Source organism: Bradyrhizobium cytisi, from assembly GCF_008123515.1.
Lineage (GTDB): Bacteria > Pseudomonadota > Alphaproteobacteria > Rhizobiales > Xanthobacteraceae > Bradyrhizobium > Bradyrhizobium cytisi.
In genome coordinates, this window is record NZ_VSSR01000039.1 from 33,207 (window position 1) to 54,097 (window position 20,891).

The window sequence follows — 20,891 nt, forward strand, 5'->3', positions numbered from 1 at the left end:
TGCCGCCGGCTCAAAACGTCGGTGGCGTGCAGGCCGAGATCACTTCGCACGGCTTGCCGCCGACGCAGCGGAAGCGATGCGGACGGCGGCTCTCGAAATAATAGGCATCGCCCGGATTGAGGATGCGGCGTTCATCCTCAACAGTTACTTCGAGCTTGCCCGAAATCACGATGCCGCCTTCCTCGCCGTCGTGAACAAGATGCACGCGCCCGGTATCGCTGCCGGGCTCGTAGCGCTCCTTCAATATCTGCAGGCTGCGGCCGAACAGATTGTCGCCGACTTGCCGATACGAGATCGGCTTCTTACCGACCTCGGTCAGCTCTTCCGAGCGGTAGAAGATCTTGCGACGACTCTCCGGCTCCAGCGCGAAGAACTCGGCGAGCCCCATCGGGATGCCGTCGAGGATGCGCTTGAGCGCGCCGACCGACGGGTTCATCTGGTTGGATTCGATCAGCGAGATCGTCGAATTGGTGACGCCGGCGCGCTTGGCGAGCTCCCGCTGCGACAGCTTGTGGCGCGCCCGGATGAATCGCAGCCGTCCACCGATGTCGACGCTCATGCCCAAATCCCTGTTGCAGGTGTTGCGGATCGCGCAAATATGGACCGGCAGCCCCAGTTAAATCAATGGCTTGCAGGCCGTCAGAAAAGGACTTGTTGCGCTTTGGAAGCCGTGCCTCTGCTGTGCCGTCAGCAAAGGAGCGTGGCCCGTGACCCTTCATCAGATTCCGAACACTATCAAGACCGACTCGTTCTGGATGCCGTTCACGGCCAACCGTCAGTTCAAGAAGGCGCCGCGCCTGTTCTCCTCGGCCGAGGGCATGCATTACACCACCGTCGACGGCCGCAAGGTGATCGACGGCTCCGCCGGCCTCTGGTGCGTCAACGCCGGCCACGGCCGCAAGCAGATCGCCGCCGCAGTCGAGCGGCAGCTCATGACACTGGACTTCGCGCCGTCATTCCAGATGGGCCATCCGCTGGCGTTCGACTTCGCCGAGCGCCTCGCCGAGATCGCGCCCAAGGGCCTCGATCGCATCTTCTTCACCAACTCCGGCTCTGAATCGGTCGACACCGCGCTGAAGATCGCGCTCGCCTATCATCGCGCCAACGGCCAGTCGAGCCGCACCCGCCTGATCGGCCGCGAGCGCGGTTATCACGGCGTCGGCTTCGGCGGCACGTCGGTGGGCGGCATGGTCGCCAACCGCCGCGCCTTCGCCACGCTGCTGCCTGGCGTCGATCACATCCGCCACACCCACGATCTCGGCCGTAACGCCTTCGCCAAGGACCAGCCGGAGCACGGCGCGGAGCTTGCTGATGATCTCGAGCGTCTGGTGGCCTTGCATGGTGCCGAGACCATCGCTGCCGTCATCGTCGAGCCGGTGCCGGGATCGACCGCGGTGCTGCCGCCGCCGAAGGGCTATCTGCAGCGCCTGCGCGCGATCTGCGACAAGCACGGCATCCTCCTGATCTTCGACGAAGTCATCACCGGCTTCGGCCGCCTCGGCACGCCGTTCGCCGCCGACTTCTTCGGCGTCACGCCTGATATGATGACGACGGCGAAGGGCATCACCAACGGCACCATCCCCTGCGGCGCGGTGTTCGCCAGCCGCAAGATTCACGATGGCATGATGGTCGGTCCGGAGAACCAGATGGAGCTGTTCCACGGCTACACTTATTCCGCGCATCCGACCGCCTGTGCCGCGGGTATCGCCACGCTCGACATCTACAAGGACGAGGGCCTGCTCACGCGCGGTGCGTCGATCGCCGAATATTGGCGCGATGCGCTGCACTCGCTCAAAGGCCTGCCGAATGTCGTCGACATCCGCAATTGCGGCCTGATGGGCGCGGTCGAGCTGTCGTCGCGTGACGGAACGGTCGGTGCGCGCGGCTACGACGTCATGGTCGACTGCTTCAATCGCGGGCTCTACTTCCGCATGAGCGGCGACTCCTTCGCGCTGTCGCCGCCGCTCATCGTCGAGAAGAGCCATATCGACGACATCGTGTCGATCCTGGGCGATGCCATCAAGCGGGTGGCCTGATAATTGCTCCCGCGGTTCACGGAGTTTCTTCTTGCAGCGGCGAACGTGATGCCGCGGGAGTTTGACGAAGCGTGAAAGTTCTGATCCTCGGCAGCGGTGTCATCGGTGTCACCTCTGCCTACTACCTCGCGCGTGCCGGTCACGAGGTGACGGTCGTCGACCGTCAGCCCGAACCGGCGCTGGAGACCTCTTTTGCCAATGCCGGCGAAGTGTCGCCCGGCTATTCCTCGCCGTGGGCCGGCCCCGGCGTGCCGGTGAAGGCGGTCAAATGGCTCCTGATGAAGCACGGCCCGCTGGTGGTCCGGCCGAAGCTCGACCCAGTGATGTGGGTCTGGCTGCTCAAGATGCTGCGCAACTGCACCAGCGCGCGCTATGCGGTCAACAAGAGCCGGATGATCCCGATCGCGGAATACAGCCGCGACTGCCTGCGCGATCTGCGCCGCGACATCGGCATTCAATATGACGAGCGCACGCGGGGCACGCTGCAGCTGTTCCGCTACCAGGCGCAGCTCGACGGCACCGGCGAAGACATCGCCGTGCTCAAGCAATATGGCGTGCCTTACGAAGTGCTGAGCCGCGAGGGCTGCATCGCGGTCGAGCCGGCGCTTGCCGGCGTCAAGGAGAAGTTCGCCGGCGGGCTTCGTCTGCCGCAGGACGAGACCGGCGACTGCCACATGTTCACGCAGGCGCTGGCCAAGCATGCCGAAGCGCTCGGCGTGCGATTCATGTTCAATACCGGCATTGATCGGATCGTCACCGATGGCACGCGCCTCAGCGGTGTCGCGACCAGCGCCGGGATGTTGCAGGCCGACGCTTACGTCCTTGCGCTCGGAAGCTGGTCGTCGCGGCTCGTTGCGCCGCTCGGCATTTCGCTGCCGGTCTATCCGGTGAAGGGCTATTCGATCACGGTGCCGATCAAGGACGCCTCCGGCGCGCCGGAATCGACCGTGATGGACGAGAGCTACAAGGTCGCGATCACGCGCCTCGGCAATCGCATCCGCGTCGGCGGCACCGCCGAGATCTCCGGCTTCTCGACCAAGCTCTATGATGCGCGGCGCGCCACGCTCGATCACTCCCTGACCGATCTGTTCCCGCGCGGCGGCGATCTCTCCAAGGCGACGTTCTGGAGCGGCCTGCGTCCGATGACGCCGGACGGCCCGCCCGTGATCGGCCCGACGCGTTACAGCAATCTCCATCTCAACACCGGCCACGGCACGCTCGGCTGGACCATGTCCTGCGGCTCCGGGCGCGTGCTCGCGGACATGTTGTCGGGCAAGAAGCCGGAGGTGGATGTGAGTGCGCTGACGGTGGACCGGTATCAGCACAGGTTTGGATAAGACTCTATCCCCTCGTCATTGCGAGGAGCTCTTGCGACGAAGCAATCCAGACTGCCTCTGCGGAAAGACCCTGGATTGCTTCGCTTCGCTCGCAATGACGGAAGCAGAGAATTCAGCCCGCCCCCGTTACGCAATTCACCCACAGCACCACGGCCTTCGCATCCTGCGCCGGATTGGAAAACCGGTGTGGCCGGCGGCTCGCGAACCGAAAGCTGTCGCCTGTCTTCAGCGACCACGTCTCGCTGTCCACCGTCAGCATCATCTCGCCTTCGAGCACCAGGCCGGCCTCTTCGCCGTCATGGGTGTAGAGCTCGTCGCCGGTAGAGCCGCCGGGCTCCAGATGCACCAGGAACAGATTGAGCTTGTTGTCGGCACTCGCAGGGCTCAGCAATTGTTTTGAGACGCCGGTGCGCCAGAGTTTGAGTTCGGGCCGCTGCGATCCGCGCGTCACCACCTGATCGGATGTGCCGTCGGCGCTCGGGCTTGCGCCGAACAGCGCGGCGATGCCGACGCCGAGCACGTCGGCGAGCGTGGCCAGCACGCGCAGCGACGGCGACGACAGGCCGCGCTCGATCTGGCTGAGGAAGCCGATTGACAGATCCGTGCGCGCGGCGACCGTCTCCAGCGAGAATTGCCTGATACGCCTGAGATCGCGAATGCGGCGACCGACAGCAATGTCCATTGCAGGCTCCGCGGGCTTCGCGATAGCCTTGGCCTTCTTCACCGGCTTTGCGGCGGCCGGTTTGCGCATTCTTTTGCCACCGCTCACGTCAAACCGCTTCCTTCATGTGCATGAAAACTGCTTGCATCGCGGGCGAAAGTGTGGCCCAATTTTCATATTAGTGAAAATAGGCCGAAACGGCTCGGCCCGCAATGTCTGCGATGACGACATTTGCGAGCGCCGCATCGGCCCGGCCCAAAGGGGGATGCGATGAAGCGTTTTGGTCTGGCCGCGGTCGCGGCGCTCGCACTTGCGGCCATCGCGCCGGCTTCGGCGCAGCAGGTGCTGAAGGTCGGCTCGACGCCGACGGGCATTCCCTTCACCTTCCTCGACACCAAGACCAACACCATCCAGGGCATCATGGTCGATCTCATCACCGAGATCGGCAAGGATGCCGGCCTCAGCGTGCAGATCGAGCCGATGCAGTTCTCGGCGCTGATCCCGTCGCTGACCTCGAGCAAGATCGACATCATCGCGGCTGCGATGTTCATCACCGCGCCGCGCAAGGAGGTCGTCGACTTCTCCGACCCGATCTACACCTATGGCGAAGGCCTGGTGGTGCCGAAGGCCGACACCAAGGCCTATGCCACACAGGACGATCTGAAGGGCGAGACGGTCGGCGCCCAGGTCGGCACCGCCTTCGTCGACGCGCTGAAGAAGTCCGGCCTGTTCGCCGACGTCAAGGCCTACGACACCATCCCCGACATCCTGCGCGACGTGAACACCGGGCGCCTCAAGGCCGGCTACGCCGATTATCCGATCCTCGCTTACAATTTGAAGCAGGGCGGCTTCCCCGAGGTGCGTCTCGTCGACGGCTACAAGCCCGTTACCGTCGGCTCGGTCGGCATCGGCGTGCGCAAGGGCGAAGCCGCGCTGCTCGGCAAGATCAACGCGTCGCTGGCGAAGCTGAAGGCCAACGGCACCATCGACAAGATTCTCGGTAAATGGGGCCTGAAGGCACAGGGCTGATGAAAGGTCCATCGAAGGTTGCCCGATGAGAGGCTTCTGGCACGACGCCGTCGAGTTCTTCCCGATCCTGATGAGCGGCGTCGCGCTGACGATCGTCGTCACCATCGGCTCGCTGCTGCTCTCGACGGTGCTCGGCCTGATCTGGGCGATGATGCGGGTCTCCGGCATCAAGGTGCTGTCGATGCTCAGCGCCAGCCTGATCAACGTGATCCGCGGCATCCCGATCATCGTGCTGCTGTTCTATCTCTACTTCGTGATGCCCGATCTCGGCGTCACGCTCAGCGCGTTGCAGGCCGCGATCCTCGGGCTCGGCATCGCTTATTCGGCCTATCAGGCCGAAAACTTCCGCGCCGGCATCGAGGCGATCGACAAGGGACAGATCGAGGCGGCGCAGTCGATCGGGATGGGCTGGTGGGTGACCATGCGCCGCGTGGTGCTGCCGCAGGCAGTGCGCATCGTGCTGCCACCTTACGGCAACGTCATGATCATGATGCTGAAGGATTCCTCGCAGGCGTCGACCATCACGGTCGCCGAGCTCGCGCTTCAGGGCAAGCTGATTGCGTCATCAACCTTCAAGAACACCAACGTGTTCACGATGGTGGCGCTGATGTACCTCACCATGAGCATTCCGCTGATCCTGCTGGTTCGCCACTTCGAGAAGCGGGCGGGCAAGAAATGATCGAGCTCACCGACGTCCACAAGAGCTTTGGCCAGAACGAGGTGCTCAAGGGCATCACCGCGAACGTTGAGAAGGGCGAGGTGGTCTGCATCATCGGTCCCTCAGGTTCGGGCAAGTCCACCATTTTGCGCTGTATCAACGGACTTGAAAGCTACGATCGTGGTGAGATCAACATCGAGGGCCTGAAGGTCGACCGCGATGCGGCCTCGATCGTGAAAGTCCGCACCCAGGTCTCGATGGTGTTCCAGCGCTTCAACCTGTTCCCGCATCGGACAGTGCTCGAAAACGTTGTCGAGGGGCCACTCTTCGTGAAGAGGGAGCCGCGTGTCCAGGTGCTCGAGCGCGGCCGCGCACTGCTTGCGCAAGTGGGCCTGGCCGAGAAAGCCGACGCGCATCCGCCGCAGCTTTCCGGCGGCCAGCAGCAGCGCGTCGCGATTGCGCGGGCCCTGGCGATGCAGCCGAAGGCGATCCTGTTCGACGAGCCGACCTCGGCGCTCGATCCGGAGCTCGTCGGCGACGTCCTCGGTGTGATGCGCAAGCTCGCCGACGACGGCATGACCATGGTCGTCGTTACCCACGAGATGGGCTTTGCCCGCGACGTCGCCGATCGCGTGCTGTTCATCGATGGCGGCGTCATCGTCGAGCAGGGGCCGGCCAAAACACTGCTGAACCAACCCCAGCATTCGCGCACGCAGGACTTTTTGCGCCGCGTCCTGCATCCGCTCTGACCGGATTTCGCCATGACTACGCGCCTGCCTCTGCCGCCCTCGCTCTATGCGGACACCGCTGTCGCGCCGGTGGCCACGCCGCCGCTCGACGCGGACAAGACCGTCTCCATCGCGATCGTCGGCGGCGGCTATACGGGGCTGTCCACGGCGCTGCATCTGGCGGAGCAGGGGGTCGGGGCGCTGGTGCTGGAGGCGCAGGAGCCGGGTTGGGGCGCGTCGGGCAACAATGGCGGCCACACCAATCCGGGATTGAAGCACGATCCCGATCAGATCGAGGCGGATTTCGGCGCGGAGCTTGGCCGCCGCATGATCGAGTTTGCCTATGGCACGACGAACTTCACGCACGATTTGATCCGGCGCTACCAGATCCCCTGCGAGGCGCGGCAGAACGGCACGCTGCGCGCGGCCTATAATGAGGCCAGCGCCGCCGCGATCGAGAAGACCGCACAGCAATGCATCCGCCGCGGCATGCCGGTGTCGTATCTGAACCGCGAGCAGCTGCGCGAGATGACCGGCACGGATCGCTACATCGGCGCCATGCTCGACACCCGCGGTGGCGACCTGCATCCGCTCAGCTACGCCCGAGGCCTCGCGCGCGCCGCGATCTCCGCCGGCGCGAAGGTTTATGGCGAGACGCCGGCGCTATCACTCCGGCGCGACGGCAGCCGCTGGCGCATCGAGACGCCGCGCGCGGTCGTGCATGCTGATAACATATTGCTCGCCACAAACGGTTTCACTGACGATCTCTGGCCCGCACTCCGCCGCACCATCGTGCCGGTATTCTCTTCGATCGCAGCCACCGCGCCCCTTTCGGACGATGTCGCGCGCTCGATCATGCCGACGCGTCCCGTCCTCTACGAGAGCGGCCACATCACGGTGTATTACCGCATCGATCAGCAGAACCGCCTCTTGATGGGCGGCCGCGGACCGATGCGCTGGATCAATTCGCCGAACGACGTCGCCTATCTCGTCCGCTACGCCGAGCGGCTCTGGCCACAGCTCAAGGGCGTGGCCTGGACCCACGGCTGGAACAGCCGGCTCGCGATCACCAAGGACCATTATCCGCATGTGCATGAGCCGGCGGAGCACATCCTGATCTCGCTCGGCTGCAACGGTCGCGGCGTCGCGCTCTCGACCGCGATGGGCGCGCAGCTCGCACGCCGTTTGATCGGCGGAGCCAAAGCTGAGATCGATATGCCCGTCACCGGTATCAAGCCGATCCCGATGCACGCGTTCTGGCCGGTCGGGGTGACGACTGCGGTGATCACGGGCCGCGTGCGCGACCGGCTGGGGATCTAGCTTTCCGCCACCGCGTCGGCCCAGGGCTGGAAGATCTCGACTGCGCCGGAATTGATGTCGCCGTCGCGCATCACAACGCTCGGGCAGGCGAACTTCATCGGCAGGGTCTGCACCGGCGCTTCCTTGTAGTCGAAGCGTGCGGCAAGCGCCTTGCGTACATCCGCAGGCAGCCGCGTGTCGCCGAGCACGAGCGCGCCTTCGCTACAATCGATGCGGGGCTGATGGATGGCGGCATCGAGGTCCATGTCGAAATCCATCGCAAAGGACACGAGCTGCATCACCGAAGGCAGGATGCGGCGGCCGCCGGAAGCGCCAACTGCGAGGCGCTTGCCGTCCTTGGTCTCGGCAATAACAGGTGTGTAGTTGGTGAGGCAGCGCTTGCCGGGGGCGAGCGAGTTGGTGGTAGCAGGCGTCGGATCGAACCACATGATCCCGTTGTTCATGGGAATACCGGTGTGCGGCGTCACATATTTCGAGCCAAAGGACGAGAGCAGCGTCTGCGTCACCGCGGCAATGTTGCCGTCTCGGTCCACCACGGAGAAATGCGTGGTGCAGGCCGGCGCCAGATATTCGGCGCCGAGCGCGCGCTTGCCGTCGGCATCGCCCATGTCCTTGAGCCGCTCGCGATAGGCTGCCTGCAAGGCGAGCGCATATTCGACATAGGCGGCCGCATCTGGCGTGCCGGCCGGCTTCAGACCTTGCTGCAGCAGGCGCAACGCATGCGCCATGGTCGGCCCGGCCGTGAGCTCGGGGGTCGCATACACCTTGCCGCGGCGATAGGGGATCGCCAGCGGCTCGCGCAGATGTGCGCGGAACGCGGCGAGGTCCTCGACCGACAGCGAGCCGCCATCGGCCCTGATGTCGGACGCGATGCTCTTGGCGAGATCGCCCTGATAGAAGTCGCGCGGTCCGGCTTCGGCGAGGTGCAACAGCGTCGCCTTCAAATTGTCCTGCGGTAGCCGGATCTCAGCCTCGATGCTCCAGGGCGGGCTCGGGGGCAGGCCGTCCTGCAAAAACATTGCCGCGCTCGCGGGATAGCGCCGAAGATCTGCCGCCGAGCCCGCGATCGTCAGCGCGGTCCACCAGTCGGCCAGCAGGCCCTCGCCGGCGAGCGCCGCAGCCGGAGCGACCAGGTCTTTCCACGTCATCCGGGCGTGTCGACGGTGCGCCTCCTCCATGCCGGCGACGACACCTGGCACGGCGATCGCGCCGGGGCCGTGAACGTTGCGGTCGTCCTTCACCCGCGGCCACGGAAACAGGTCGGAAGCGGCGCGTTCTCCGGTGATGGGATAATCGGCCGCACGCAGGCTTTGCGGTGCGCACATGCCATAGTCGATCACCTCGTAGCGATTTTCCTTGGCGCGGTAGAGCACCATCGCGCCCCCGCCGCCGATGCCGCTGTTCCAGGGCTCCAGAACATTCAGCGCAAAGGTGGTCGCCACGATCGCGTCGACGCAGTCGCCGCCCGCTGCCAGCACCTGCGCTCCCACCTCGGCCGCCCGCCGCGATTGCGAGGCGACAATGCCGCCCTTGGAGGTGACGGCGGGTTTGCGGACGGTTTGGTTGAGGCTGAACTGATGAGGCATGAGTCGTTTTGTGTCTTCGGTTATCGTTGCTTCGCGCGCGCTGACAATGGCACATCGCCTTCAACGAGAACATCCACTGGGAGGAACGACATGGCAGGTGTGAAACAGGCGCGGGTTGGCGCCGTCGGGATATTGACGCTCGACGAGCCGGAGAGCCTGAACGCAATGACGCCGGTCCTGCTCGGCGCGCTTGCCGGTCGCGACGCGCGCACTGGTCGAGGAGAGCGAGCATACCAGCTACGAGGCGCAGTTCCGCCGCGAGATCGAACTTCAGGCCATCATCGGCACAAGCCGCCGACGCTATCGAAGGCCGCAAGGCCTTCGTCGAGAAGCGCAAGGGGAAGTTTACAGGGAAGTAGGCGAGAAGGAGCGGGCTGCGCTCAGAGCTCGCGGTTCAGCCGGCTGGCCTGATATTTGGCGTGCCATTTTGGGCCAGGGCCGCGCATGTAGTAGAGCTCGGGGCGGTAGGGGTTGCCTGCGATCCGCACCAGCTTCTGCCATTTGGTGGCGACGAAGGTGAGGGGCTGGCGGAGCAGAGTCAATGACGCGAGCAGCATGGCATCACCTCAGTGCGGCTTGCCGAGCATGGCGGTGAAGGGAAGATCGAAAATCTCCTCGCCGTCGTCGTCGCTGATATGGATCACCCAATCACGCCAATCCTCGGCGCCGGGCGTCTCGATCATCGCGCGCATGATCTGGGCGGCGCGGTCGCGCGCCTCGGTCAGGTTGGCGACTGCCGTGCCGTAACGATCGATCAGCGTGCCTTCGGCATTCGAGCAGTGGAAATACATCTGAACCATGCACGCCTCCTCTGGAAAGCGATTTGGACGGCATATCGATACCACCCGAACAGAACGAAAAATATTCGGGCCAAGCCCGGTAAGGGAATCTACGGAGATTGGTCGGCACCACGCGCCTTGCGGGTTTGATCACAGGCGGGTGATGTTCAACTGGACGGCGCCTGGCGGGCATGGAACAACCTTCGACCGAACGTCGGGGAGGCCCAGTGAATCATCTCACATTCCAGGTTGGACGCCGAAGCTTGTGCGTAAGTGTCGTCGCCTTTGCGGCAGTCCTGCACGGCTTTGGCTCACTGGCTGCGTCCGATCACGTGAGGAAAAGCGGCTACGCGGTGGGAACGGAGACCTGCGGCAGCGGCGATCTCGCCTTTCCCAAGGTCCAGATCGATATGAAGGCCGGCTTTTGCGCCGGCCTCGTCGCCAGCGAAGAGGACCATCTGAAATTTCCGCGGTCGATCATCCAGGTGCCCGGCCGGGACCTGTTCGTGGTCGCCGACATGGGCGGTTGGGGTCATGCCGATGGCCGGCTGCTGCTGCTCGACCCGCACGCTGCCCAGGGGCAGCGCTTTAAGGAGCTCCTGACCGGGGTCGAATATCCGTTCGGCCTCGTGATCGGTCCGGACAAGAAGCTCTACGCCTCGACCGCCGAGACCATCTTCCGCCTCGATCCGCTCGCGGACGATCCGCGCGGCACGGTCGAGACCATCATTCGTCACATGCCGGGCCGCCGCATCACGCTGCCTGACGGCACGAAGCTCGACGAGAGCGCGCACCCCCTCAAGCAGTTTGTGTTCGATCGCAACGGGCGGCTGTTCGTCAATGTCGGCGCCCACAGCGACGATTGCATCACGCCGGCGCCGATCACGAGACCTTGCGCGGCGGCTGAAGGTTCTTCCGCCATGGCTGCGATCTGGCTGTTCACGCCGCCGTCGGGGGGCGTCTTCCCGGCGTTGAAGCCGAATGATCCCGATCCGCCGCATACGGTCTACGCGCGGGGCCTGCGCAACTCGATGGCGCTGGCGCTGCACCCGAACTTTCCCGACGCCGGCTACGCGTTCCTGCAAGGCGAAAACGGCCGCGATCTGCCCGACATCTTCGAGCCGAACGAGGAGATCAACGCGATCGAGCGGGGCAGGCACTACGGCTGGCCTTATTGTTATGATCTGTCGACGCCGAGTCCCGAGTTCAAGCGCGTGCTGCAATCCGGCGTCTATAAATCGCTTTGCACGGCGAACGCGCTTTACAAGCGGCCTTTCTCGCTGCTGCCGCCCCACGGTGCGCCGCTCGCGATGTTGTATTATCACGGCGCCAAATTTCCCGAGCTCGAAGGCAAGCTGCTGGTCGGCCTGCACGGTTATCGCCCGACCGGCAGCCGCGTGCTGATCTACGACGTCGACGACCACGGTTTTCCAAAACCCGCGCCTGCGCCGGTGCGCTACCACGTGAGCTGTGCGGCCGATCCGACTCACAATTTTCAGACCGACGCCGGAGATGTCGCCGCCGCGTCGTTCGAGGAGTTGATCGCCGGCTGGCACCGCGTCAATGGTGCGCGGCCGCAAGGCGCGCCGGTCGGAATCACGGTCGCAGAGGACGGTGCGATCTGGCTGGTCGAGGACAAGAACCAGACGATCATCCGCATCGATCGCGCCGCGGGCGATCCGCCGCCGCCGCTGCCCTGCGACACGCGCAGCCAGGCGCTGATCGACCAGCTCGCTGCCTTCGTCGCCAGGGATCCGCAAAACAAGGTCCGGCTCGCCACGCTGCGCAAAAACCTCGTCGAAAAGCACTGCGTCGGCTGTCACTCCGATTTCGGTCTGAAGGCGGGGCAGTCGGACGCCGATAAGGACGCGACCGTGCTCCGTTTCATGTTGTCGCAGGATGGCTGGATCTATCCGGGCGATCCGGAGTCCGGCAAGCTGCGCACGCGGCTGCGCGGCATTGGCGCGGAGAAGCTGATGCCGCCGGGCGGCGAGAGCCTGCCGAAGAGCGAGCCCGGTTATGCGGCTCTGCTCACGACTGCGGATCTGCTCGTTGCCAAGATGGTTCCGGGGACGCCGATGCGCATCAAGCTCGGCCTGCCGCAGCGCAAGTTTTATGGCAAGGCGAACAAGGAATGCGGCGAAATACCGGCCGCCAAGGTCGTTGTCGTGACACAAAGGAACGCTGTAGACAAACCGGGCTTCAGCCGATTCTTCCGGCCGGCCGATCCTTACTTGAATGGCGAGTGCACCGACGACGATGGCTATTACATCCGGCAGGAATTTCTGGTGCCTGTGCAGTAGCATCCTGCTCGTCGTCGCCACGCCGCTCGTCGCGGCCGAGACGAAGCTGTTCGAAAGCGTGCAGGTGACGCCGGCCAGCGAATATACGTTCGGCATCGAAGGGCCTGCCGCCGATCTCGATGGCAACCTCTTCGTCGTCAATTTCGGCAAGCCCGGCACCATCGGCCGATTGCCTGCAGGCGGTGCGGCGTCGGAGGCCTTCACGGCGCTTCCCGAGGGCAGCGTCGGCAACGCCATCCGCTTCGATCGCAACGGCACGATGTTCATCGCCGACTACAAGAAGCACAACATTTTTGCGATCCCGAAGGGTAGCTCCGAGCCCGGCGTCTGGTTTCACTCCGACGAGATGAACCAGCCCAACGACATCACCATCGCCCGCGACGGCACGATCTATGCGAGCGATCCGAACTGGAAAGGTCGCGAAGGCCACGTCTGGCGCATTGCGAAAGCCGCCGATGGCACGGTGCAGGGACAGGTCATGTCAGCACCGCGCGCGATGGGCACCACCAACGGCATCGACCTCAGCCCCGACGGCAACACGCTCTATGTCGGTGAATCCAGCAGCGGCCAGGTCTGGTCCTACACCATCCGCGGCAACGCGCTCACCGACGCGAAGCTCGTCAAGGCGTTCCAGCCCGACACCATCGACGGCCTGCGTACCGATATCACCGGCCGCCTCTATGTCGCGCGCATCCTCAAGGGGACGATCGCGCTGATGAAGCCCAACGGGGCGGTCGAGCGCGAGATCGCGCTGAGGGCCAAGGAGCCGACCAATCTCGCCTTCGGCGGCGGCGACGGCAAAACCGTCTTCGTCACCCAGCGTCAGGGCGGCTTTATCGAATCCTTCCGCACCGACCAGCAGGGCCGCGAGCACTGTCTCCAGCGCGGGCGCTGCTGAGCGCCTCACGGGCGGTCTGCTTCCGGCGCAGAGCGGCACGGCACGAGCGGCATTCTTCTTGCTTGCATCTGGCCGCCGCGGGCATTTAGACATCTGTGGCATCGTCAATGCGACCACGGAGTATCGAGTGAAAGCCGTCCATACCGAACTGCACCGCAGCCACGATCCGCAATTCTTCCTGGTTCGCGGTGTCGTCAAGCGCACCACCGAGCAGCCCGAGCGCGCAGACCGCCTGCTCAAGGGTCTGAACGACGGCAAGCATCAACTGGTCGAGCCGACGACATTCGGCCAGGGCCCGCGCGCGCGCATTCACAGCCCCGAATATCTATCGTTCCTGAGTGAAGCCTGGGACGCCTGGAAAGCACTCGGCGATTCCGGCCCGGAGATGATCGGCAACATCCATCCCGTGCGACATGCCGCGACCTATCCCACCCACATTGTCGGCAAGCTCGGCTGGCACACCGCCGACACCGCGGCGCCGATCGGCCCGGGCACCTGGGACGCGGCCTGCGCCGCGACCGACGTCGCGGTCACGGCGGCGCAGATGGTGATTGACGGCGAGGACGCGACCTACGCCCTCTGCCGTCCGCCCGGCCATCACGCCTATCGCGACATGGCCGGCGGCTTCTGCTTCCTCAATAACAGCGCGATTGCCGCGGCCCATCTGCGGCTCAAGCACGAGCGTGTCGTCATTCTCGACGTCGACGTCCACCACGGCAACGGCACGCAAGGCATCTTCTACGCGCGGCCGGACGTCTACACGGTCTCGATCCACGCCGATCCGATCGCGTATTATCCCTATGTGTGGGGCTATGCGCACGAGCGCGGCGAAGGTCCAGGCCTCGGCACCAATCTCAACATTCCGCTGGCGATCGGCACCGGCGATGACGGCTACATCCAGGCGATGGATGTCGCGTGCAAGGCGATCGAAGCCTTCGCGCCCGGCGCGCTCGTGATCGCGCTCGGCCTCGACGCCTCGGAGCACGATCCGTTGAAGGGCCTCGCCGTCACCACGCCCGGCTTCCGCCGCATCGGCCAGGCCATCGCGAAGATGGGCCTGCCGACCGTGTTCGTGCAGGAAGGCGGTTATCTCTCGGATATTCTGGGTGCGAACCTGACTTCAGTGCTGGCAGGATTCGAAGAGGCGCGGTGATTGTCTCGCCCTAATCCTTGAACAGGATCTGCTCGAGCAGGTCGATCCGCCTGATCCGGATGGTGCTGCCATCGATGGCGATGATGCGGCGGTTCTGGAAGCGCTTGAGCATCATCGTGACCCATTGCCGGGTCGAGCCGACCATGGCCGCGATCTGGTCATGGGTGATCTTGCGGTTGATGACGACGGTGTCGCCATCGGCAATGCCGTGCAGCTCCGACAAGGTGAGCAGGAGCTGCGCCAGCCGCTCGATCACCGATCGCGTGCCGAGGATCTGTGCCATCGAGGAATAGCATTTGCCCTTGGCGATGAGGCCGTCGATCAGCGCCAGTGCGAATTGCGGCATGCCGGTCAGGAGCTTCTCGAGCGCCGGGCCCGACAGCGCCGCGATCTCACAGGCCTCGATGGCGATGCCCGACCACATGTGAATGCCGCCACCGGAGATCTCCGGACCGCCGATGAAATGTCCCGGCGTCCAATAGGCGAGCGTGATCTCGCGGCCTGACGGTGCCGTGTAGTAGACCCGCACCTGGCCGCGGCGGATGATGAAGATGCCGTCGTGGCCGTCGCCTTGGCTGAACACCATCTCGCCCTGCGGCACCGTGATCGTGCGGCCGGCCGCATGCACGCGCGCCTGTTCCGGCGCGGACAAGCGATCGAGGAAATGCGCGCCGGCATTCAAGCCGTCGATCGTCTCGCTCATGAACAGCGCCGAGCTTGTGGTCGTCGTACGTGCGCTGCGGGACCGCCGCGACTTCTCGCGGCCGGGCCAGTCGAACCGCACGCCTGCATGTGGCCGCTGGGCAAAAGCGGCAGGCTCGGTCACGGCAGCTTCCTTGAGAATGGTCATCCCAATCCTGAGCTCAACGAGGTCTTGCAAACAGGTAAGTGCGGAGATGGTGCGATGTCCATCTCTTTGCGATCGTTCCAAATCACATAGCAAAGCTTGATATGTGCGCCGAGCGGAGACGAAACGATTCCTCTGTCGATTGCATGGTCCTGAGAAAATCCTTTGCGCCGGCGCGCGACGGAATCATGACGCCAGCGCTCTATGCTCGCGATGCAAGTAATTGCTTCAACCGCTGCGTCGCGCCTTCGATAGTGACGGTTCGCGTCGCTGCCGGCATGGATCCGGCCTGCCGAGGACAGTTCGATGATCGATTTCAGCTCTTTGAGACTCAGTGCGACCGTCGTGGTCATGACCGTCGCCATGTTCGGACCGTCGCGGGCGGAGACGATCCGGGTTGCGGTCGGGACGCAGGATACGACCATCAACTGCGCGACCGGCGGGCTGCTCATTCGCGAGCTCAAGCTGCTGGAGAAGTTCCTGCCTCGTGACGGCAAGTACAAGGATGTGACCTACGACATCCAGTGGAAGAATTTTACGAGCGGCGCGCCGCTCACCAACGAGATGGTCGCGGGCAAGCTCGATTTCGGCGCGATGGCGGATTTTCCGGGCTCGCTGAACGGCGTTGCGTTCCAGAAGGCCGGGCGTCGCAGCCTGTTTATCAGCGTGCTGTCCGGCAGCACCAAGGGCAGCGGCAACGGAATCGTGGTGCCGTCGAGCTCGCCGGTGCAGTCGCTCGATGAGCTCAAGGGCAAGACCATCTCCGTTCCCTTTGCCTCGACCTCGCACGGCATGCTGCTCCGCGCCATTGAGGCCAAGGGCTGGAATCCCCAGACCGACGTCAACATCATCACGCAGGCACCGGAAGTCGCCGGGCCGGCCTTGCAGGCCAATAAGATCGAGGCACATGCCGACTTCGTCCCGTTCGCTGAGCTGTTTCCGTGGCGCGGCTTTGCGCGCAAGATCTTTGACGGTGCACAGGCCAATGCACCAACATTCCACGGTTCACTCGTCGACGCTGACTACGCCGAAAAATATCCGGAGATCGTGGTCGCCTATTTGCGTGCTGCGCTCGAGGCGGATCGCCTGATCGCGGAGGAGCCGGAGAAATATAGCGAGCTGATCGCGAAGGTGACCGGCATCGAGGCGGAGGTCGACTACCTCTTCCACGGTCCGCTCGGTCTTCAGACCCGCGATGTCACCTGGAAGCCGGAATACCGCCAGGCGGTCGCCACCTCGATCAAGACGCTGAAGCTGCTCAAGCGCGCGGACAGCGATCTCGATATCAACCAGTTCGTCACCGACAAGTATATTCGCATTGCAGCGGCGCAGGCCGGCCGCGACTATGACGCCGGGCTGAAAAACTATGCGCAGCTTCCGCTTCGCGCCAAGGATGCGGCGACGGGCGCTGAGATCAGCGACTTCAGTCGCGTGGCACAGATCTGGGTCAAGGATGAGCCGCATGTGCGCCACTACGCCTCGCCAGAGAACGCGCTGAAGGCGCTCGCCGGACTCGAGAAGGACGGCAAGACCATCCGCGTCGTCTATGCGCAGGATCGCGAAAGCGGCATCAAGCTGTTCGCAAACCAGGCGTGGTTCGTGCGATCCCAGAACGGTGAGCTGAATGCGTTCCTGCTCAAGGATGCCGCCGAGCGCTGGTCGAAGCAGCATGGCGGGACGGTGCTCGACTTCGCCGCTGCGCGCGAATCCTTGGTCGCGAGCCGGTAAGACCATGGCGATCGCTCAACCGGCGCGGCCCGCGGGCATCCGATGGGTGGTCCGCGGCCTTTCGATCCTGGCCTGCATCGCGCTGTGGCAGGTCGCGTCAGTGACGCATCTCAATCTGGGGATCGTCACCTTCCGCAACGTGCCGCCACCGGTCGAGGTTGTTGAGTCTGCTGTCGCCCTGTTTCGTTCGCCGAAGCTGGTGGCGCATATCACCAGCAGCCTCTGGCGCGTGTTCGCGGGCTATGGGGCGGCGGTGGTGATCGGCGCGGTCCTCGGCTTTGCGATCGGCCGGTCGCGCGCTGCGAGTGACCTCTTGCAGCCGCCGCTGGAATTGCTGCGGCCGATTCCGGCGGTGGCGTGGATACCGCTGTCGATCCTGATGTTCCCGTCGTCCGAGCTGTCGATGATCTACATCACCTTCATCGGTGCGCTGTTTCCGATTGTGCTGAACACGGTCCACGGTGTTGCGAATGTCGATCGCCGGCTGGTCGCGTCCGCGCGCAGCCTGGGCGCCGGCGAGTTGGCGATCCTGAAGGAGGTGGTGCTGCCGGGCGCCGCGCCCAGCATTGTCACCGGTCTTGCGATTGGCATGGGCACCTCGTGGTTCTGCCTTGTCACCGCCGAGATGATCTCGGGCCAGTTCGGCATCGGCTATTACACCTGGGAGGCCTACACGCTTCAGAACTATGCCGACATCATCGTCGGCATGCTGGTCATCGGCCTGCTCGGGATGGGCTCCAGCTGGCTGTTGACGACGGCCGGACGGCTCGCGATGCCCTGGCGCAGCCCGAAGGTGGCGCGATGAACATTCGGGTTGCGGATATCGGCACGCAAAGCGTCGGTCGTATCGACATCGCTGAAGTCTCGATCTCGCTCGGAGAGGGGATCGATGCGTTCGAGGCGGTGAGCGGGCTCGATGTCTCGATCTCGCCGGGCGAGCTCGTCTGCATTCTTGGGCCTTCCGGCTGCGGCAAGTCCACGCTGCTCGGCGCGCTGGCCGGACACCTGCCGATCACGGCAGGCCGGCTCACGGTCGACGGACAGACGGTCGCGGGTCCGAGTCCGGACCGCGGCATGGTGTTTCAGCAGCACACGTTGTTTCCGTGGAAGCGAGTGCGGGACAACGTAGCCTTCGGCCCGAAGATGCGGGGCCTTGCAAAAGCCGAGCGCAATCGCGCGGCGGATGCAATCCTGAAGCTGGTCGGTCTGTCCGGCTTCGAGGCATTTTACCCGGCGCAGCTGTCGGGCGGCATGCAGCAGCGTGTCGAGATCGCGCGGGTGTTGATCAACCAGCCGCGGGTGCTGCTGATGGACGAGCCCTTCAGCGCGCTCGACGCGCAGACGCGCGGCATGATGCAGGAGGTCCTGCTCGATATCTGGGGCAAGATCCCGACCACCACGGTGTTCGTCACCCACGACATCGACGAGGCGCTGTTCCTCGCCGATCGCATCGTCGTGATGAGCGCAAGGCCTGGCCGGGTGATCGAGGACATCGTGCCGCCGTTTGCTCGGCCACGGAGCCAGGATCTCGTCACCGAACCCGAGTTCGTGCGCCTGAAGCGTCATGTCATGCAGCTTCTGCGGTGGCCGGAAGGCAGCGAGCCGATGGCGCGGCTCAGCCCGCTGGGCGTGCCGACCTAGAATAGTTCGCTCGCCCTCAACGCCTTGCAGACGTGCTGCATCTCGGTCTCGTCCGCAACCATGTCGAGCATGATCGTGGTGAGGCCCTTCGCGGCAAACTCCTTCAGCTTCGCGCCGATCTCGGCATGGCTGCCGACGAGATAGGGGCAGTCGGCCTGGAAGGTGAGGAACGGCAAGAGCCAATAGCCATTGTCGTGGAGCTCGCCGGTCTGGCCTTCGTACAATCGTCGCTTCCAGACGGAATCTGAATTCTCCACCGTAAGCGCGAGCAGCTCGCGGTTATCAGGGTTGTCGCGGAAGCGGGCCTTCGCCGCCTGCCGCGCCTCCTCGCTGCTCTCGCGCGCGAAGATGCCAAAATTCATTCCGGGGGCGTTGAGACCGCGATCGAGGTCGGGCGGGAGCATCTGCATCTTGATGCAGCCGGTCTCCTCTGCGACGCGCCGCGCCGCTTCCGATTGCCCCGCGATCAGGAATTCCGGCATCAGCTCGGCCGGCAAGCGCGGCCGGAGTTGCAGATTGCTGGCGCGGTAGAACCGACCCTCGAGATTGACCGGGCGCTGGCTCGCGAGCAGCTCGCGCATCAGTGCGACGAACTCGCCGAGCCGGACATAGCGGTCGGCATGCGGTTGCTCGTCGCCAAGTCCCTCCAAGTCGCTGATTGCGGTGCCCGTAATCATGTTGAGATAGACCTTGCGGCCGTAGAGCTGCGCAAAGGACGACACGAACTTCGCCGCTGTGAATGGGTGCATGTAGACCGGATTGACGGCGATCAGCGGCGAAGATCGCGTCGTCGCGGCCAGGATGTGCTGGGCCATCGCCCAGGGCTCGACGAAGACGTCATTGCCTTCGAACAGCAGAATGCCTTCGAAACCGTTGCGGTCGGCGAACTCCGCCACCCGCGTCAGCTCGCCGACATATTTTTGGGGATCGCGGTTGCGCGAGATCGCGGGAAAGACGCGCAGCCGCGCCGGAATCATTCCGCCGCTTCCCGGAGCGGCCAGGCGTTGCGGGTGATGCGAAGGCCGCCGACCGCACCGGAGCCGTCGGCGATCGCCAGGCGATGCGAGGGCGAGGGCGAGCACAGCGAGAAGTGCCAACCTGCCGGATCGTCGGAGATATCGGGCTTGAAGCTGATCTCGATCGCCTCTCGCGACACCTGCATCGCGAATGCGTCGAGCGGCAGGTTGAGCCCAAAACCCCTGGCTTTCAGATAGGCTTCCTTCAGCGTCCAATAGTCGAAGAAGCGCTCGATCGCGGCGGGCTCCGGCAGTCCGCGCAGCGTCTCGACCTCCTCCGGCGCAAAGAAGCGAAGCGCGGTGGAGAGTGGCGCGACGCGCCGCGACACGGTCTCGACGTCGACGCCGACGGTCTCGTGCTTCGAGACGACGCAAGCTACGCAGCCGTCGGCATGGGACAGGCTGAAATGCAGTGCCGTCGAAGTCGCGGGCGCCGCGACAAAGGGCCGCCCGTAGCGGCCGGTCGAAAACGACCAGTCGGTCGGCTCGATCTCGGGGGCCGCGTGCGAGAGCGCCAGGCGCAACATCGCGTGCGCGAAGATATATTGCCGCTGATGCCGCTCGAACATGAAGCGGTCGGCGCGTATCCGTTCGTCGACGGAGAGCAGCCGCCGGCACGATTCGACCGCGCCCGGCGTCTCGATGCTCTCGATCAGTCCGACAAACAGTTCAATTTCGTCGTCTGCCATCAATTGGGCCCATAGCGTCAGGCGGAGGCCAAATCCGGCCCTGACCGAAGAATCAACCAAACAGGAAGCAACTGAGCCGACCGCTTCTAGCGGTCCACTCAGGCAAATTCTTGTCGATTGCTGGCCGGTTTACAGGTTCAAGCTTGTGCGAGACCCCAACTCGACAGGCGAGCGGCCTAAATTTGGAAATGAACTTGAAGATTCGTGCGGCGTCCCGGCCGACAAGTCTTACTTTTTCTTCTTGGCTTTCTTGCCGCCCAGCATCGAAAGGCTGGTGTCGACGTCCTTTAGAGCGGACTGGAGCTTCTTCTTCTCGTCAGAGAGAAGCTTTTGCAGGGCCTTGCGGTCCTTGTCGCTCAGCGAGGTACCCTTGGTAAATTTGATAAAACCCATAATGACACTCCCCCGGTTGAAAATAATCGTCCAAATCAAAAACGCAGGAATAATCTTGCGCGGCAAGCGCCAAAGAATCAAGATGCAAC

General features: G+C 64.2%; 22 protein-coding genes. 12 read left to right on the plus strand and 10 right to left on the minus strand.

What is annotated here, in order from left to right:
- Nucleotides 1-10: 10 nt before the first annotated feature.
- Nucleotides 11-559: a cupin domain-containing protein gene (locus tag FXB38_RS23285; protein WP_148753305.1), complete on the minus strand. Its 549-nt coding sequence runs from the start codon at nucleotides 557-559 to the stop codon at nucleotides 11-13.
- Between the two features lie 148 nt (nucleotides 560-707).
- Between FXB38_RS23285 and aptA the strand changes: the two genes are divergently transcribed.
- Together aptA and FXB38_RS23295 are read left to right on the plus strand one after the other, a co-directional pair.
- Complete coding sequence (gene aptA, locus FXB38_RS23290) at nucleotides 708-2,036, plus strand: omega-aminotransferase AptA (protein WP_148753306.1); 1,329 nt, start codon at nucleotides 708-710, stop codon at nucleotides 2,034-2,036.
- 71 nt (nucleotides 2,037-2,107) lie between these two features.
- The gene (locus tag FXB38_RS23295) at nucleotides 2,108-3,373 is read left to right on the plus strand and encodes a D-amino acid dehydrogenase (RefSeq protein ID WP_148753307.1); all 1,266 of its coding nucleotides are present in this window, start codon (nucleotides 2,108-2,110) and stop codon (nucleotides 3,371-3,373) included.
- A gap of 112 nt (nucleotides 3,374-3,485) precedes the next feature.
- Here the strand turns inward: FXB38_RS23295 and FXB38_RS23300 are convergent, their stop codons facing one another.
- Nucleotides 3,486-4,124, minus strand: coding sequence for a helix-turn-helix domain-containing protein (locus tag FXB38_RS23300; RefSeq protein ID WP_187435081.1), 639 nt, complete (start codon nucleotides 4,122-4,124; stop codon nucleotides 3,486-3,488).
- 180 nt (nucleotides 4,125-4,304) lie between these two features.
- Between FXB38_RS23300 and FXB38_RS23305 the strand changes: the two genes are divergently transcribed.
- Genes FXB38_RS23305 through FXB38_RS23320 form a run of 4 tightly spaced genes read left to right on the plus strand, consistent with a single transcriptional unit; the run spans nucleotide 4,305 to nucleotide 7,769 of the window.
- Nucleotides 4,305-5,063 (plus strand): ABC transporter substrate-binding protein, encoded by a 759-nt coding sequence (locus FXB38_RS23305; protein ID WP_148753309.1) that lies wholly within the window; start codon nucleotides 4,305-4,307, stop codon nucleotides 5,061-5,063.
- Nucleotides 5,064-5,088: 25 nt separating this feature from the next.
- Nucleotides 5,089-5,742, plus strand: a complete 654-nt coding sequence (locus FXB38_RS23310; RefSeq protein WP_148753310.1) for an amino acid ABC transporter permease — start codon at nucleotides 5,089-5,091, stop codon at nucleotides 5,740-5,742.
- Entirely contained in the window at nucleotides 5,739-6,470 is a 732-nt protein-coding gene (locus tag FXB38_RS23315) for an amino acid ABC transporter ATP-binding protein (protein ID WP_148753311.1), read from the plus strand. The genes FXB38_RS23310 and FXB38_RS23315 overlap by 4 nt, the downstream gene beginning before the upstream one ends.
- A gap of 12 nt (nucleotides 6,471-6,482) precedes the next feature.
- Nucleotides 6,483-7,769, plus strand: coding sequence for an NAD(P)/FAD-dependent oxidoreductase (locus FXB38_RS23320; protein ID WP_148753312.1), 1,287 nt, complete (start codon nucleotides 6,483-6,485; stop codon nucleotides 7,767-7,769).
- Here the strand turns inward: FXB38_RS23320 and FXB38_RS23325 are convergent.
- The 3 genes from FXB38_RS23325 to FXB38_RS42945 form a co-directional block, all read right to left on the minus strand.
- Nucleotides 7,766-9,355, minus strand: coding sequence for a gamma-glutamyltransferase family protein (locus FXB38_RS23325; protein WP_148753313.1), 1,590 nt, complete (start codon nucleotides 9,353-9,355; stop codon nucleotides 7,766-7,768). The genes FXB38_RS23320 and FXB38_RS23325 overlap by 4 nt on opposite strands.
- 380 nt (nucleotides 9,356-9,735) lie before the next feature.
- Nucleotides 9,736-9,912, minus strand: coding sequence for a hypothetical protein (locus FXB38_RS42940; protein ID WP_187435082.1), 177 nt, complete (start codon nucleotides 9,910-9,912; stop codon nucleotides 9,736-9,738).
- 9 nt (nucleotides 9,913-9,921) lie between these two features.
- Entirely contained in the window at nucleotides 9,922-10,155 is a 234-nt protein-coding gene (locus FXB38_RS42945; protein ID WP_187435083.1) for a DUF6894 family protein, read from the minus strand.
- Between the two features lie 206 nt (nucleotides 10,156-10,361).
- Here FXB38_RS42945 and FXB38_RS23340 point away from each other — a divergent pair, with 206 nt between their 5' ends.
- From FXB38_RS23340 to FXB38_RS23350, 3 genes are all read left to right on the plus strand, one after another.
- The gene (locus tag FXB38_RS23340) at nucleotides 10,362-12,437 is read left to right on the plus strand and encodes a PQQ-dependent sugar dehydrogenase (protein WP_148753314.1); all 2,076 of its coding nucleotides are present in this window, start codon (nucleotides 10,362-10,364) and stop codon (nucleotides 12,435-12,437) included.
- Entirely contained in the window at nucleotides 12,394-13,335 is a 942-nt protein-coding gene (locus FXB38_RS23345) for an SMP-30/gluconolactonase/LRE family protein (RefSeq protein WP_187435085.1), read from the plus strand. Before FXB38_RS23340 ends, FXB38_RS23345 begins: the two co-directional genes overlap by 44 nt.
- Before the next feature lie 127 nt (nucleotides 13,336-13,462).
- Nucleotides 13,463-14,488, plus strand: a complete 1,026-nt coding sequence (locus FXB38_RS23350; RefSeq protein WP_148753316.1) for a histone deacetylase family protein — start codon at nucleotides 13,463-13,465, stop codon at nucleotides 14,486-14,488.
- A 10-nt stretch (nucleotides 14,489-14,498) separates the two neighbouring features.
- Here FXB38_RS23350 and FXB38_RS23355 read toward each other — a convergent pair whose 3' ends face one another.
- Both FXB38_RS23355 and FXB38_RS23360 read right to left on the minus strand, forming a co-directional pair.
- The gene (locus FXB38_RS23355) at nucleotides 14,499-15,338 is read right to left on the minus strand and encodes a Crp/Fnr family transcriptional regulator (protein WP_148753317.1); all 840 of its coding nucleotides are present in this window, start codon (nucleotides 15,336-15,338) and stop codon (nucleotides 14,499-14,501) included.
- Entirely contained in the window at nucleotides 15,335-15,688 is a 354-nt protein-coding gene (locus FXB38_RS23360; RefSeq protein ID WP_148753318.1) for a hypothetical protein, read from the minus strand. The genes FXB38_RS23355 and FXB38_RS23360 overlap by 4 nt, the downstream gene beginning before the upstream one ends.
- On the opposite strand from FXB38_RS23360, the gene FXB38_RS23365 reads away from it, so the two are divergent.
- The 3 genes from FXB38_RS23365 to FXB38_RS23375 are packed head-to-tail and all read left to right on the plus strand — an operon-like array spanning nucleotide 15,687 to nucleotide 18,704.
- Nucleotides 15,687-17,063, plus strand: coding sequence for an ABC transporter substrate-binding protein (locus FXB38_RS23365; protein WP_246230066.1), 1,377 nt, complete (start codon nucleotides 15,687-15,689; stop codon nucleotides 17,061-17,063). The two genes, FXB38_RS23360 and FXB38_RS23365, sit on opposite strands and share 2 nt — an antisense overlap.
- Nucleotides 17,064-17,067: 4 nt before the next feature.
- On the plus strand, nucleotides 17,068-17,868 hold the full coding sequence (locus FXB38_RS23370) for an ABC transporter permease (RefSeq protein ID WP_187435086.1): 801 nt from the start codon (nucleotides 17,068-17,070) through the stop codon (nucleotides 17,866-17,868).
- Nucleotides 17,865-18,704: an ABC transporter ATP-binding protein gene (locus tag FXB38_RS23375; protein WP_148753321.1), complete on the plus strand. Its 840-nt coding sequence runs from the start codon at nucleotides 17,865-17,867 to the stop codon at nucleotides 18,702-18,704. The genes FXB38_RS23370 and FXB38_RS23375 overlap by 4 nt, the downstream gene beginning before the upstream one ends.
- Here the strand turns inward: FXB38_RS23375 and FXB38_RS23380 are convergent.
- The 3 genes from FXB38_RS23380 to FXB38_RS42950 form a co-directional block, all read right to left on the minus strand.
- Entirely contained in the window at nucleotides 18,701-19,681 is a 981-nt protein-coding gene (locus tag FXB38_RS23380; protein ID WP_148753322.1) for an LLM class flavin-dependent oxidoreductase, read from the minus strand. The two genes, FXB38_RS23375 and FXB38_RS23380, sit on opposite strands and share 4 nt — an antisense overlap.
- A complete protein-coding gene (locus FXB38_RS23385; protein WP_148753323.1) occupies nucleotides 19,678-20,409 on the minus strand; it encodes a 4'-phosphopantetheinyl transferase family protein in 732 nt (243 codons plus the stop codon). Before FXB38_RS23385 ends, FXB38_RS23380 begins: the two co-directional genes overlap by 4 nt.
- 228 nt (nucleotides 20,410-20,637) lie before the next feature.
- Nucleotides 20,638-20,802 carry a hypothetical protein gene (locus FXB38_RS42950; protein WP_187435087.1) on the minus strand — a complete coding sequence of 55 codons (165 nt, stop codon included), beginning with the start codon at nucleotides 20,800-20,802 and terminating at the stop codon, nucleotides 20,638-20,640.
- Nucleotides 20,803-20,891 lie beyond the last annotated feature (89 nt).